13 protein-coding genes are annotated in these 12750 nt (G+C 64.4%); 1 reads left to right on the forward strand and 12 read right to left on the reverse strand.

Annotated elements, in window-relative coordinates; genetic code table 11:
- Positions 1-35: 35 nt before the first annotated feature.
- From atpA to KB879_RS30610, 12 genes are all read right to left on the reverse strand, one after another.
- Complete coding sequence (atpA, locus tag KB879_RS30555; protein WP_013958386.1) at positions 36-1577, reverse strand: F0F1 ATP synthase subunit alpha; 1542 nt, start codon at positions 1575-1577, stop codon at positions 36-38.
- Between the two features lie 39 nt (positions 1578-1616).
- Positions 1617-2159, reverse strand: a complete 543-nt coding sequence (locus KB879_RS30560) for a F0F1 ATP synthase subunit delta (RefSeq protein WP_035825604.1) — start codon at positions 2157-2159, stop codon at positions 1617-1619.
- 2 nt (positions 2160-2161) lie between these two features.
- Entirely contained in the window at positions 2162-2632 is a 471-nt protein-coding gene (locus KB879_RS30565; protein WP_013958388.1) for a F0F1 ATP synthase subunit B, read from the reverse strand.
- 98 nt (positions 2633-2730) lie between these two features.
- Positions 2731-2997 (reverse strand): F0F1 ATP synthase subunit C, encoded by a 267-nt coding sequence (gene atpE, locus KB879_RS30570; protein ID WP_013958389.1) that lies wholly within the window; start codon positions 2995-2997, stop codon positions 2731-2733.
- Positions 2998-3058: 61 nt separating this feature from the next.
- Positions 3059-3925 carry a F0F1 ATP synthase subunit A gene (gene atpB / locus KB879_RS30575; RefSeq protein WP_026201048.1) on the reverse strand — a complete coding sequence of 289 codons (867 nt, stop codon included), beginning with the start codon at positions 3923-3925 and terminating at the stop codon, positions 3059-3061.
- Positions 3926-4170: 245 nt separating this feature from the next.
- Positions 4171-4674 (reverse strand): ATP synthase subunit I, encoded by a 504-nt coding sequence (locus KB879_RS30580; RefSeq protein WP_211980426.1) that lies wholly within the window; start codon positions 4672-4674, stop codon positions 4171-4173.
- Positions 4675-5031: 357 nt separating this feature from the next.
- Complete coding sequence (locus KB879_RS30585; protein WP_153954229.1) at positions 5032-5934, reverse strand: ParB/RepB/Spo0J family partition protein; 903 nt, start codon at positions 5932-5934, stop codon at positions 5032-5034.
- 14 nt (positions 5935-5948) lie between these two features.
- Positions 5949-6722: a ParA family protein gene (locus KB879_RS30590; protein ID WP_013958393.1), complete on the reverse strand. Its 774-nt coding sequence runs from the start codon at positions 6720-6722 to the stop codon at positions 5949-5951.
- Positions 6723-6806: 84 nt separating this feature from the next.
- Entirely contained in the window at positions 6807-7508 is a 702-nt protein-coding gene (gene rsmG / locus KB879_RS30595; protein WP_013958394.1) for a 16S rRNA (guanine(527)-N(7))-methyltransferase RsmG, read from the reverse strand.
- Positions 7509-7529: 21 nt separating this feature from the next.
- Complete coding sequence (gene mnmG, locus KB879_RS30600; RefSeq protein ID WP_211980427.1) at positions 7530-9488, reverse strand: tRNA uridine-5-carboxymethylaminomethyl(34) synthesis enzyme MnmG; 1959 nt, start codon at positions 9486-9488, stop codon at positions 7530-7532.
- A gap of 211 nt (positions 9489-9699) precedes the next feature.
- Complete coding sequence (locus KB879_RS30605; RefSeq protein ID WP_211980428.1) at positions 9700-10572, reverse strand: N-formylglutamate amidohydrolase; 873 nt, start codon at positions 10570-10572, stop codon at positions 9700-9702.
- Between the two features lie 3 nt (positions 10573-10575).
- Entirely contained in the window at positions 10576-11571 is a 996-nt protein-coding gene (locus KB879_RS30610; RefSeq protein WP_035825589.1) for a tripartite tricarboxylate transporter substrate binding protein BugE, read from the reverse strand.
- 155 nt (positions 11572-11726) lie between these two features.
- On the opposite strand from KB879_RS30610, the gene KB879_RS30615 reads away from it, so the two are divergent.
- On the forward strand, positions 11727-12662 hold the full coding sequence (locus KB879_RS30615; RefSeq protein WP_211980429.1) for a LysR substrate-binding domain-containing protein: 936 nt from the start codon (positions 11727-11729) through the stop codon (positions 12660-12662).
- Positions 12663-12750 lie beyond the last annotated feature (88 nt).

Raw genomic sequence — 12750 nt, forward strand, 5'->3', positions numbered from 1 at the left:
GCCAGGCGCGGCGGCGGTATCGGAGAATTGCGCGGTTAGAACGCGGCGGACTTCTTGAAATCCTCGATCGCGGCACGCAGGGCGGGTTCATCTTCCTTCGAGAGCTGCTTGGTCTCTTCGATACGGTTGATGAGGTCGGCGTACTTGGTCTTCAGATGGTCGTGCAGGCCCTTCTCGAACGGCAGAATGTCCTTCACTTCCACGTTGTCGAGGAAGCCGTTGTTGGCGGCGAACAGCGACGCGGCCAGCTGCCACACCTGCTGCGGCTGGTATTGCGGCTGCTTCAGCAGCTCGGTCACGCGGCGGCCGCGCTCCAGCTGCTTGCGGGTGGCATCGTCCAGGTCCGAAGCGAACTGCGCGAAAGCAGCCAGTTCACGGTACTGGGCGAGGTCGGTACGGATACCACCGGCCAGGTTCTTCACCACCTTGGTCTGGGCAGCACCACCCACGCGCGACACCGAAATACCGGCATTGATGGCGGGACGGACACCGGCGTTGAACAGGTCGGTTTCCAGGAAGATCTGGCCGTCGGTAATCGAAATCACGTTGGTCGGCACGAACGCGGACACGTCGCCGGCCTGCGTTTCGATCACCGGCAGCGCGGTCAGCGAACCGGTCTTGCCCTTGACGGCGCCGTTGGTGAACTTCTCGACGTACTCGGCGTTCACGCGCGCGGCACGCTCCAGCAGGCGCGAGTGCAGGTAGAACACGTCGCCCGGGTACGCTTCACGGCCCGGCGGGCGGCGCAGCAGCAGCGACACCTGGCGATAGGCCCAGGCTTGCTTGGTCAGGTCGTCATAGACGATCAGCGCGTCTTCGCCGCGGTCGCGGAAGTACTCGCCCATGGTGCAGCCGGCGTAGGCAGCCAGGTACTGCATGGCGGCCGAGTCCGAAGCGGCGGCGGCCACGACGACGGTGTATTCCATCGCGCCGTGCTCTTCCAGCTTGCGCACCACGTTGGCGATCGTCGAAGCCTTCTGGCCAATGGCGACGTACACGCAGTACATGCCCTTGCCCTTCTGGTTGATGATCGCGTCGACAGCCACGGCGGTCTTGCCGGTCTGGCGGTCGCCAATGATCAGCTCACGCTGGCCACGGCCGATCGGCACCATCGAGTCGATCGACTTCAGGCCGGTCTGCACCGGCTGGCTCACCGACTGACGCGCGATCACGCCCGGGGCGACCTTCTCGATCACGTCCGTTTCCTTGGCGTTGATCGGGCCCTTGCCGTCGATCGGCTGGCCCAGCGTGTTGACCACGCGGCCCAGCAGTTCCTTGCCCACCGGCACTTCCAGAATGCGGCCGGTGCACTTGACCGTGTCGCCTTCGGAAATGTGTTCGTAGTCACCCAGCACCACGGCGCCGACCGAGTCGCGCTCGAGGTTCAGCGCGAGGCCGAAGGTGTTGCCGGGGAATTCCAGCATCTCGCCCTGCATCACGCCGGACAGGCCGTGCACGCGGCAGATGCCATCGGTCACGGAAATCACCGTGCCGGTGTTGCGCACTTCAGCTTCAGCGCCAAGGCCCGAGATGCGGGTCTTGATCAGCTCGCTGATTTCTGAGGGGTTCAGTTGCATCACAATGCTCCTAATTCTTCAATCCGTCGGCCGGTGCGGTCAGGCGGTCAGCGTGGCTTGCATGGCAGCCAGGCGCGTACGCACGGAGGTGTCGAGCACTTCGTCGCCGACCTTGACGCTCACGCCGCCGATCAGGGACGGGTCCACCGCCACCTTCGCGTACAGCTTGCGGCCGAACTTGCGTTCGAGTGCAGCGACCAGGTCGTTCAACTGCGAACCTTCCAGCGGGAATGCGCTGGTGATCTCGACATCCGACGACCCTTCGCGGGCGTTCTTGAGCACATGGAACTGCTCGGCGATTTCCGGCATCACCGTCAGGCGGCCGTTATCCACCAGCAGCTTGACGAAGCGGCGAGCCTCGTCATTCAGCGGGGACTTCAGCACCGACAGGAACAGTTCGGCCAGCTTCTCGCCGGGAACGTTCGGATCGCCGGCTACCGCCTTCATGTCGGGATTGGCAGCAACCTGCCCCATCTCCGACACCAGCTCGGACCATGCACCCAGATTGCCTGCGCTCGATTCGCTGGCGACGCGGAACAGCGCCTCAGCGTAGGGACGGGCAATGGTTGCGGTTTCAGCCATGATTAGAGCTCAGCCTTGAGTTGATTGAGCAGGTCGGTGTGGACCTGCGCGTTCACTTCACGCTTGAGGATCTGCTCGGCACCCTTGACGGCCAGCACGGCAACCTGGTCACGCAGTTCTTCGCGTGCACGGGTAACCTGCTGGTCTGCTTCGGCCTTGGCCTGGGCAATGATGCGTGCGGCTTCTGCCTGGGCGTTTTGCTTGATCTCGTCCGCCGTCAGCTGGGCGCGCTTCTCGGCGTCAGCGACGCGTTGTGCACCCTCGGTGCGGGCTTCGGCCATAGCCTGGTCCACACGCTTGTTGGCGAGTTCGAGCTCGGCCTTGCCCTTCTCGGCAGCGGCGAGGCCATCGGCGATCTTCTTTGCGCGTTCGTCGAGCGCCTTCACCAGCGGCGGCCAAATGAATTTGGCAACAACCCACCACAGGATGAAGAACACGACCATCTGCGCAAAAAACGTTGCGTTCAGATTCATGGTGTGTTCCTTTCGGTAATCAAACTACAGATAAATGCGCAAGGGCGGCCAGGCTAGTGGCCCGCGCCGCCCGTCAGCATCATGCAGACCGAAAAGAATTACTTGATGACAGCCAGCAGCGGGTTGGCGAAGGCGAACAGCATTGCAACACCCACGCCGATCAGGAATGCAGCGTCGATCAGGCCAGCCAGCAGGAACATCTTGGTTTGCAGCGGGTTCATCAGCTCAGGCTGACGTGCGCAGGCTTCGATGTACTTGCCACCCATCAGGGCGATACCCAGGCAGGCGCCGATAGCGCCCAGGCCGATGATGATGCCGATACCGATGGCGGTCAGACCCTGGATGTTGGCGAGAAATGCTTGCATGATGACTCCTTTAATTTAGAGAGACTTAGAACCAAAAAACCAAAAAACCAAAAACCGGAAATCAGTGGTGATCGTGAGCCTGGCCGATATACACCAGCGTCAGCATCATGAAAATGAAGGCCTGGAGCAGGACGATCAGAATGTGGAAGATCGCCCATACCGTGCCGGCCACCACGTGGCCGACAAAGCCCAGCGCGGACAGGTCGGCGCTGAACGTCCAGATGGAACCCAGCAGCGCGATCAGCAGGAACACGAGTTCGCCGGCGTACATGTTGCCGAACAACCGCATGCCGAGCGAAACGGCCTTGGCCAGGAATTCAATCAGGTTCAGGACCAGGTTGAACGGGGCCAGGTACCACTTGGCGCCGAACGGGGCCGAGAACAGTTCGTGCATGAAGCCGCCCGTACCCTTGATCTTGAAGCTGTAGTAGATCATCAGGACCAGCACCGAGCACGACATGCCCAGCGTGCCGTTCAGGTCGGCCGTGGCCACTGCGCGGTGGTGGGGAAGGTGAATGTGGAAGACGCCGAGCAGGCTGTTCAGGCCGGTGACCCAGTCGACCGGAATCAGGTCGATCGCGTTCATCATGGTGATCCAGCAGAACACCATCAGCGCCAGCGGCGCAATCCACGAACGGTCGCCGTGGATGATGCCCTTGGCCTGGTCGTCGACCATCTCGACGATCATCTCGACGAAGGCCTGGAAGCGGCCCGGCACGCCGGCGGTGACGCGGCGCGCGGCGACATACAGGAACAGCACGGCGATGGCGCCGCACAGCACGGACCAGAACACCGTGTCGTAGTTGAGCACGGAGAAATCGACCACCGACGCTTGCTTGCCGCCGACCGAGTTCAAGTTCTGCAAGTGTTCGGCGATATAGCCGGAGGGTGTCAGCGCGTGTTCGGCGCCTTGGGTAGCATCAGACATGTCGATACGAACGGTATATTGCGAAATCTTCAGGCCGCGCGCCGCCACTGTCTGGCAAACGCCCGGTACGCGTCTTGCATTGCCTTCGGCGGATTCGCCGGTCACCGCGATGCAAGCGCGGGTCCAACCTTGGCCGTGTCCGGTGTCACTGCGATGAAACCCGCGGTGAAACCGTCACGGAAAACTCTTGATATTCCGTTTCGGTGCCCCACCTCCGGGTGAAGCACCGTTTTCGAGCGGCTGGCCTAGCGCATCGCCAGGGCCACCACCCAATATGTCTTTAGCGCCAGCAGGAACGTGACCAGCATCGGCACCCAGCGCAGATCCCGGTACAGCACCACGACCAGCACCAGCAGTGCCACGGTGCCGAAGACCTTGATCGCCTCACCCAGCACCAGCCCGCCGACCGACGCCCGGTCGCGCGCCAGCCACAGGCGCAAGGCGAAGAATCCGCTCGGCACGAAGCACACCATGCCGCCGAACAGCGCCGACCACCCATACGGCCCCGCCTCTTTCGCGAACAGCGCCCAGCACAGTGCCGACAGCAGGGAAACCAACACCTGCGCCAGGACAACCTTGCCCGGGGTCATGCGCGAAGGGCGCAACGCGCGCTCGCCAAACAGCGTCACCGCCTCGGCGTGCGACAGCGGATCGACAGCCTCTTCCTCACGTTCTGCGCCTTCTTTCCAGTCATCCCAGTCATCTTCCTGACGGGACCCGGCGCCTCGCTGCTGACGGTCTTGAACCACTACCTGCCTGCCTCATTCCAGGCCGGAACTTTTCGGCCCGACCAGAATTCAAACCGCACGATTTTAAGGGGAACTACTGATTGGCGTCAATCCGCTTACATTTACCTTGCAGTGCGTTGTGCACAACGGTTGCCATCACGATGGCATGATGGCCGCGCAAAAATTGCGCAGCAATGATGTTTGACGTAATTGGATTGCGCAGCGAACCCTGCGCATGATGAGGGATTACCGGGCACGCCGTACGTATACCTGCCCTTGGAACGACCACTGCAGCGTACACGCAACAGTCATCGCCGCAATGTCCGTTAATCGCACCGAATTGCGCACGCGAAGTTACGTGCGCCTTCGCATCTTGCCTCAGGCGACCTTCTGCTTTTCAGTGGATTCGCGCAGGCGCACGAGCACGCCTTCCAGCGCGTCGTTGTCGCTGAAGTGGATGGTGAGCTGGCCCTTGCCGCGCATGCCCAGCTTGATCTGTACCGCCAGGCCCAGCGCATCGGACAATTCTTCTTCCAGCCGTGCCACGTCGCGCACGTTGTTGGCGCCCTTCTGCTTGAGCGACTTCAGGTCGAACGGCTTGAGCGTGGAGGCCACCAGCTTCTCGGTCTCGCGCACCGACAGCCGCTTGTTCACGATCTGGTTGGCCAGCGTGATCTGGTTGGCGCCGTCCACCGCCAGCAGCGCGCGCGCGTGGCCCATGTCGAGGTCGCCCGCCATCAGCATGGTCTGCACCGGCGCGGCCAGGTTCAGCAGGCGCAGCAGGTTCGACACCGCGCTGCGCGAACGGCCGACCGACTCGGCCGCCTGCTCATGCGTGAAACTGAATTCGCGGATCAGGCGCATGATGCCCTGCGCTTCTTCCAGCGGGTTCAGGTCTTCGCGCTGGATGTTCTCGATCAGCGCCATCGCGGCCGCGGCTTCATCGGCCACGTCCTTCACCAGCACCGGCACCTTGTCCAGGCCGGCGAGCTTGGACGCGCGGAAGCGCCGCTCGCCCGCGATGATTTCATAGCGGTCCGGCTCGGCCACGCGGCGCACCAGGATCGGCTGCATCAGGCCCTGCGCGCGGATGCTGGCGGCCAGCTCCTGCAGCGCGCCTTCATCCATGCGCGTGCGCGGCTGGTACTTGCCCGGCTGCAGCTGGCTCAGGCGCAGCACCGTGGGCGCACCCTCCTGCTTCACCGATTCAACGATTTCGGCCGGCCCGCCCAGCAACGCTTCGAGGCCGCGGCCCAGGCCCTTTTTCTTTGCAGTGCTCATGCTTGCCCTCTCCTTCAGCCCAGCTGCCTGACGCGCGCGATCATCTCGGCGCCGAAATCCAGGTACGCTTTTGCGCCCTTCGATGACGGATCGAACGCCACGCCCGGCATGCCATAGGACGGCGCCTCGGCCAGGCGCACATTGCGCGGAATCAGGGTCTTGAAGACCTTTTCACCGAAGTGCGATTCCAGCTGCGCCGACACCTGCTGCTGCAGCGTGACGCGCGGATCGAACATGACGCGCAGCAGGCCGATCACCTGCAGGTCGCGGTTCAGGTTGGCGTGCACCTGCTTGATGGTGTTGACCAGGTCCGACAGCCCTTCCAGCGCGAAGTACTCGCACTGCATCGGCACGATCACGCCGTGCGCGGCGCACAGGCCGTTCAGCGTCAGCAGCGACAGCGACGGCGGGCAGTCGATCAGCACGAAGTCATATTCGTCATTGACCTCTTCGATGGCCTGCCTGAGGCGGCGCTCGCGCTGGTCCAGCTCGACCAGCTCCACTTCCGCGCCGGCCAGTTCGCGGTTGGCGGGCAGCACGTCGTACCTGCCGGTCTCGGAACGCTGGCGCGCCTGCTTGATGCTGGCCAGGCCCACCAGCACCTGGTACACGCTGTGCTCCAGCGCCTGTTTGTCGATGCCCGAACCCATCGAGGCATTGCCCTGCGGGTCCAGGTCGACCAGCAGCACGCGCTGGTCCTGCGCGGCCAGGCCGGCGGCGAGGTTCACCGTGGTGGTGGTCTTGCCTACCCCGCCCTTCTGGTTTGCGATCACGAATACCTTGGCCATAAGCTACTGAGGCTCCTGCTTCAATTCATCCGGCCAGCGCGGGGCTGGCAGTTCGTGGCGCTGCACGCAGCGCCACGGCGTACGTCATGCGTTGGCGCTTGCGCGCCGCGACAGCACCACCAGGTGGCGCTCGGCATCCAGCCCGGGCACAGTGATGTGGGGCACCGCATCGACCTGCCATTGCGCCATCAGCCCGGCAGCTTCCATGCGGTCCAGCTCGGCCTGTGGATAAACACCCTTCATGGCGATCAGCTTGCCGTGCGGTGCGAGGAGCTGGCCCGACAGGTTCACGAAGTCAGTCAGCTCGGCAAACGCGCGAGAGGTGATCACGGCAAAGCCATCGTCATCGTCCAGCTTCTCTACCGGCCCCCAATGCGCCGCGGCATTGGAAAGCCCGAGTTGCGCACGGCACTGGGTCAGGAAGGCGGTCTTCTTCTGCACGATGTCCACCATCAGCACCGACACGTCGGGACAGGCGATGGCCAGCGGCAGGCCGGGCATGCCGCCGCCCGAGCCCACGTCCAATACCCTGCCCCGCGCCGGCGTGCCTACCTCTGCGGCGCGCGCGGCTTCGGCCAGTGCCGGCACGGCGGCAAGCGAGTCCAGCATGTGATGCGTAAGCATCTCATCGGGGTGGCGGATTGCGGTCAGGTTGTAGACGCCGTTCCACTTGCGCAGCAGCGCCAGGTAGGCAAACAAGGTGTCGATCTGGGCCGGCGCCAGCGCCAGCCCGATCTCGGCCAGACCGGCTTCAAGGCGACGACGCTGCGCGGCGTCGTCGGTCATGGTGTGTCGCGGACCGGGCACTCAGGCGGCCTCTTCGGAGTTGCCGGAAGGTGCGCCCGACTCAGCGCGCATGCGCCCCAGCCCCTTCTTCTTCAGGTGCACCAGCAGCAGCGAGATCGCGGCCGGCGTCACGCCGGAAATGCGCGAGGCCTGGCCCAGCGTTTCCGGACGATGCTGGTTCAGCTTCTGACTGACCTCGAAGCCCAGGCCACGCACTTCGGTGTAGTCCAGCCCTTCCGGCAGGCGGGTCGACTCATTGGCTTCCAGCTTGTCGACCTCGGCCGCCTGGCGGGCGATATAGCCGTGGTACTTGATGCCGATCTCGATCTGCTCGCGGATCTGCTCCGCCAGCATCGGCTCGGCGTCCAGCGGCGTTTCCGGGGCATGGCGGCCGCCCTGCAGCGCCATCAGTGCTTCATAGCGGACTTCGGGCCGGCGCAGCAGGTCGGCCAGGCTGTACTCGCGCTCGATCGGCTTGCCCAGCAGCGGCATGGCATCTTCGGCTGGCAGCATGGCCGGGTTGACCCATGTGCTCTTCAGGCGCTCTGTTTCACGTGAAACAGCGTCGCGCTTGCGGTTGAAGGCATCCCAGCGCGCATCGTCGACCACGCCCAGTTCACGGCCGACCTCAGTCAGGCGCATATCGGCATTATCTTCTCGCAGGCTCAGGCGGAATTCCGCGCGGCTGGTGAACATGCGATACGGCTCGGTCACACCGCGGGTAATCAGGTCGTCGACCAGCACGCCCAGGTAGGCCTGGTCACGGCGCGGCGTCCACGCATCGCGTTCGCGCACATAGCAGCCAGCGTTGATGCCGGCCAGCAGGCCCTGCGCGGCGGCTTCTTCATAGCCGGTGGTGCCATTGATCTGCCCCGCAAAGAACAGGCCGCGGATCGCCTTGCTCTCCAGCGATGCCTTCAGCCCGCGCGGATCGAAGTAGTCATACTCGATCGCATAGCCGGGGCGCAGGATATGCGCGTTCTCCATGCCGCGGATCGAGTGCACCAGTTCCAGCTGCACGTCGAACGGCAGGCTGGTCGAAATCCCGTTGGGGTAGAACTCGTTGGTGGTCAGGCCTTCGGGTTCCAGGAAGATCTGGTGGCTTTCCTTGCTGGCAAAGCGATGGATCTTGTCCTCGATGCTCGGGCAGTAGCGCGGCCCTACCCCTTCGATCACGCCGGTGTACATCGGCGAGCGGTCCAGCCCGCCACGGATGATGTCGTGGGTACGGCTGTTGGTATGGGTGATCCAGCATGGCAGCTGTTGCGGGTGCTGCTCCGGACGGCCCAGAAAGGAGAACACCGGTACCGGATCCAGGTCGCCAGGCTGCTCTTCCATCACCGAGAAATCGATGGTGCGGCCGTCAATACGCGGCGGCGTGCCTGTCTTCAGGCGGCCTTGCGGCAGCTTCAGGTCCTTCAGGCGCGCCGACAGCGACACCGCTGCCGGGTCGCCGGCGCGGCCGCCGGTGTAGTTGTCCAGCCCGACGTGGATCTTGCCGTCCAGGAAGGTGCCGGCGGTCAGCACCACCGCGCGGGCGCGGAAGGCGATGCCGACCTGCGTCATAGCGCCGACTACGCGGTCGCCCTCCACCATCAGGTCGTCCACGGCCTGCTGGAACAGCATCAGGTTCGGCTGGTTCTCCAGCCTCGTACGGATCGCCTTGCGGTACAGCACGCGGTCCGCCTGGGCGCGCGTGGCGCGTACCGCCGGGCCCTTGCTGGAGTTGAGGATGCGGAACTGGATGCCGGACTCGTCCGTGGCTGCGGCCATGGCACCGCCCATGGCGTCCACTTCCTTGACCAGGTGCCCCTTGCCGATGCCCCCGATGGACGGGTTGCAGCTCATCTGGCCCAGCGTCTCGATGTTGTGAGTCAGCAGCAGCGTCTGGCAGCCCATACGGGCCGCGGCGAGTGCAGCTTCAGTGCCGGCATGGCCACCGCCGACGACGATGACATCGAATTCTTTTGGGTAAAGCATGGGACACCTCCTCCGGGAGGCTGGCGGGAAAATACGGGAATGCGAAATTATAGCGGCAATCGACAAGCCGCTTTCCGACGGTAACCATGTTTCACGTGAAACATGGCGTTGGCGATACCCGGCGAGTCGCTTGAAAGCGACGTTATGTTCCACGTGAAACAAAAAGGCCGGGCACATGGCCCGGCCGGATGTTTCACGTGGAACAAGCGCCTCAGAGTTGCGCGCGGATGTAGCCCGCAACCTGCTCGGTCAGCTTGCCAAGATCGCGCTGCAAGGTGGTGAACCCGGCATTGCGCTCGCGTGTCACCTCGTCCATATACAGCGGCCGCCGAATCTCAATCTGCAGGCTATTGCGCCGCTCGGCCGGCCGGCCGATCTGTGCGATTAGCTGCACGCCCTTGTATGGGTCGTTGCGCGCCACCGTGTAGCCCATGCCGCGCAGTTCCCGTTCGACCAGGTCGACCAGCCCCGGCTCGCAGGTGGTGCCGTCCCGGTCGCCCAGCACAAAGTCCGCCAGCGGGTGTGGGCTGTCGATCTTGAGCCGCTCGTAGGCGTTATTGGGCATGGAGTGCAGGTTCAGGTGCCAGAGCGCGCCAAAGCGCTGGTAGGCGCTCTCCACGGCCTCGGCCAGCGCCGCATGGTACGGCCGGTAGTAGCCGTCGATACGGCCCTGCACTTCCGCTACGGACAGGCGCCGGTCATAGATCGGCGTGCTGGCATCGATCCGGCTCCAGATCAGGCCGTAGCCCAGTTGCGTTTTCGGCCCTGGGGCCAGCGCTGTCGACCAGACGCCGTCGAGCTGGGCCGGATCGATATCGTCGGCCATCCGGTTCGGGTCGATATAGACGCGCGGGAAAGTCGCCGCCAGCAGCGTACCGCCTGCTGCGGGCACGGCCTCCCACAGAGCGTCGACGTGTGTGTCCTCGCCCCCGCGCAGGCGCGCGGCAGGGATCGCCGCGCCGAAGTCGGCCGGGTAGGCGGTGCCGCTGTGCGGCGAGTCGCACACCAGCGGTAGCACCTCCCCTTCCGGCAGGCGCACAATGACCGGCGGCAGCGCGGCGGCCAGGTGGTTCGCTTCAGCCATGCGTCAGTCCAGTTGGATGTTGGCGGCCTTGGCAACGCGGGCATAGCGCGCCATGGCCTGCTGGATCTGGGCCTTGAACTGCTCCGGCGTGGTCGGCACCAATGTGCCGCCGGACTCTTCCACCTTGCGCTTGAATTCAGGGTTCTGCATGGCCTTGTGGATGGCCTGGTTCAGCCTTGCCACGATGGCGGGCGGCGTGCCCGCGGGCGCGACGATGCCGAACCAACCGCCGTCGCCCATCTCCTTGTAGCCCAGTTCCGCATAGGTGGGCACGTTTGGCAACTGCGGCGAGCGCGTGGCGCCAAGCACCGCCAGCGCGCGCAGGCGGCCCGACTTCACGTGAGGCAGCGCGGAAGCCAGGTTGTCCGAGATGGCATTGACCTGCCCCGCCACCGCATCATTGAGCCCAAGGCCGGCGCCCTTGTACGGCACATGCAGCAGCTCGATCTTCGCCAGCATCTGGAAGTTCTCAAGGTTTACGTGGCCGAGGGTCCCTGTGCCCGGCGAGGCAACCGAATACTTGCCCGGATTGGCCTTGGCCAGCGCGATGAACTCCTGCATGGTTTTCGCCGGCACGCTCGGGTGCACCGTGAATACGCTTGGCATCGACACCACGTTGGTGACCGGGGCAAAGTCCTTGATCGGGTCGTACTTGAGCTTCGGGTATACAGCGGGGTTAGAGCCGTGCGTACTGACCGTGGCCATGCCGATGGTGTAGCCATCCGGCGCGGCGTTGGCCACCTGCTCCATGCCCACCGAGCCGCCGGCGCCACCCTTGTTCTCGACCACGATCGTCTGGCCCAGCTCGCGGCCGGCAAACTCGGCCACCAGGCGCGCCGACAGGTCAGTGGAGCCGCCTGCCGCAAACGGCACGATCAGGCGGATCGGGCGCGTCGGGTAGTTGCCTTGCGCGAAGGCGCTGCCGGCAAAGGCCAGCGTGGCCGCGGCAGCGGTGCCGGACAGCAGCAGCTGGCGGCGGGATATCCGGGCTCGGATCATGGGGTTTCTCCTGTTGGTTATGTGCATGAACCGGGCGAGTGTCAGCCGTTTACCGGCTGTGCACAAACGACTATATTGCACGTTTGCATTACCAAAGATCATTCTTGCGGCGTCCGCTCCGGTAGTAACTTCCCCCCGGCCCCGCCCTCCCCGCCATGCGGCTGCATTCCCCATCGATGTCCGAACTGCACGCCTTTGCCGCCGCGGCACGGCTGGGCAGCTTCACGCGCGCAGCCGACGAGCTGTGCGTGACGCAAGGTGCTGTCAGCCGCGCCATTGCACGGCTGGAAGCGCACTTCGCCCAGCCGCTGCTGCAACGCAATGCGCACCGCCTGATGCTGACCGATGCCGGCCAGCAATTGCTCGATGCCGTGGCCGAGCCGTTGGCCGCGATCGAGCACGCCAGCGCCGCCTTGCGCGCCGGCGACCGCCGGCACCACCTGACACTATCGATCGTGCCCACGCTGGCCAGCGTCTGGCTGGTGCCGCGCCTGCCGGACTTCCACCGCCGCCATCCGGAAATCCGGCTGGACTTCGTCCCGTACCAGCGCGACGAGGACCTCTCCGGCCCGTCACCGGACACCGCCATCCTGGCCGGTGAAGCCAGCAAGTGGCCGAGCCTGCAGGTCGACTACGTGGTGGGACGTGAAATGGTGCCGGTCTGCCATCCGGACCGCGCGCGGGCACGGCGCGAGGCCGGCCGCTGGCAGTCTCCCGCGGAGTTGCTGGACGAGCCCCTGCTCTACCACACCACCGCGCCGGCGAACTGGCAAAACTGGCTGCAGGCCGCCGGCGTACCCAACGCTGCGCCAAGGTTATCCACAGCGTTCGACCAGGTCTCGATCCTGATCCAGGCGGTGCGCGCCGACATGGGCGTCGCCGTGCTGCAGCGGTGCCTGGTACGCGACGAAATTGCCGCCGGACGCGTAACGGCGCCGTTTGACCTGCCAATTTCGCTGCAACGGGGCTATTTCCTGTGTGCGCCGAAGGAACGGCGCGATCATCCGGCGCTGACCTGCTTCCGGGATTGGCTGCTGGAGACCGCAGCGAAAGATACAGGCAGCGGCGCCAATACTTTATTCACCAGATGACTTGCAGAACAAAAATTCTGCAAAAATGCATTCATCCTACAGATAAAATTCCGCAAATTATTATCTGCATGGATGTTATTCCGTAAAT

The sequence above is a fragment of the Cupriavidus sp. KK10 genome (genome assembly GCF_018223725.1).
In the GTDB taxonomy this organism is placed as follows: domain Bacteria; phylum Pseudomonadota; class Gammaproteobacteria; order Burkholderiales; family Burkholderiaceae; genus Cupriavidus; species Cupriavidus necator.

Bases quoted from the DNA above. Each gene is read 5' to 3' on its own strand.
- atpA (WP_013958386.1), bottom strand. From the start codon at position 1,577: ATGCAACTGAACCCCTCAGAAATCAGCGAGCTGATCAAGACCCGCATC.
- KB879_RS30560 (WP_035825604.1), bottom strand. From the start codon at position 2,159: ATGGCTGAAACCGCAACCATTGCCCGTCCCTACGCTGAGGCGCTGTTC.
- KB879_RS30565 (WP_013958388.1), bottom strand. From the start codon at position 2,632: ATGAATCTGAACGCAACGTTTTTTGCGCAGATGGTCGTGTTCTTCATC.
- atpE (WP_013958389.1), bottom strand. From the start codon at position 2,997: ATGCAAGCATTTCTCGCCAACATCCAGGGTCTGACCGCCATCGGTATC.
- atpB (WP_026201048.1), bottom strand. From the start codon at position 3,925: ATGTCTGATGCTACCCAAGGCGCCGAACACGCGCTGACACCCTCCGGC.
- KB879_RS30585 (WP_153954229.1), bottom strand. From the start codon at position 5,934: ATGAGCACTGCAAAGAAAAAGGGCCTGGGCCGCGGCCTCGAAGCGTTG.
- KB879_RS30590 (WP_013958393.1), bottom strand. From the start codon at position 6,722: ATGGCCAAGGTATTCGTGATCGCAAACCAGAAGGGCGGGGTAGGCAAG.
- rsmG (WP_013958394.1), bottom strand. From the start codon at position 7,508: ATGACCGACGACGCCGCGCAGCGTCGTCGCCTTGAAGCCGGTCTGGCC.
- mnmG (WP_211980427.1), bottom strand. From the start codon at position 9,488: ATGCTTTACCCAAAAGAATTCGATGTCATCGTCGTCGGCGGTGGCCAT.
- KB879_RS30605 (WP_211980428.1), bottom strand. From the start codon at position 10,572: ATGGCTGAAGCGAACCACCTGGCCGCCGCGCTGCCGCCGGTCATTGTG.
- KB879_RS30610 (WP_035825589.1), bottom strand. From the start codon at position 11,571: ATGATCCGAGCCCGGATATCCCGCCGCCAGCTGCTGCTGTCCGGCACC.
- KB879_RS30615 (WP_211980429.1), top strand. From the start codon at position 11,727: ATGCGGCTGCATTCCCCATCGATGTCCGAACTGCACGCCTTTGCCGCC.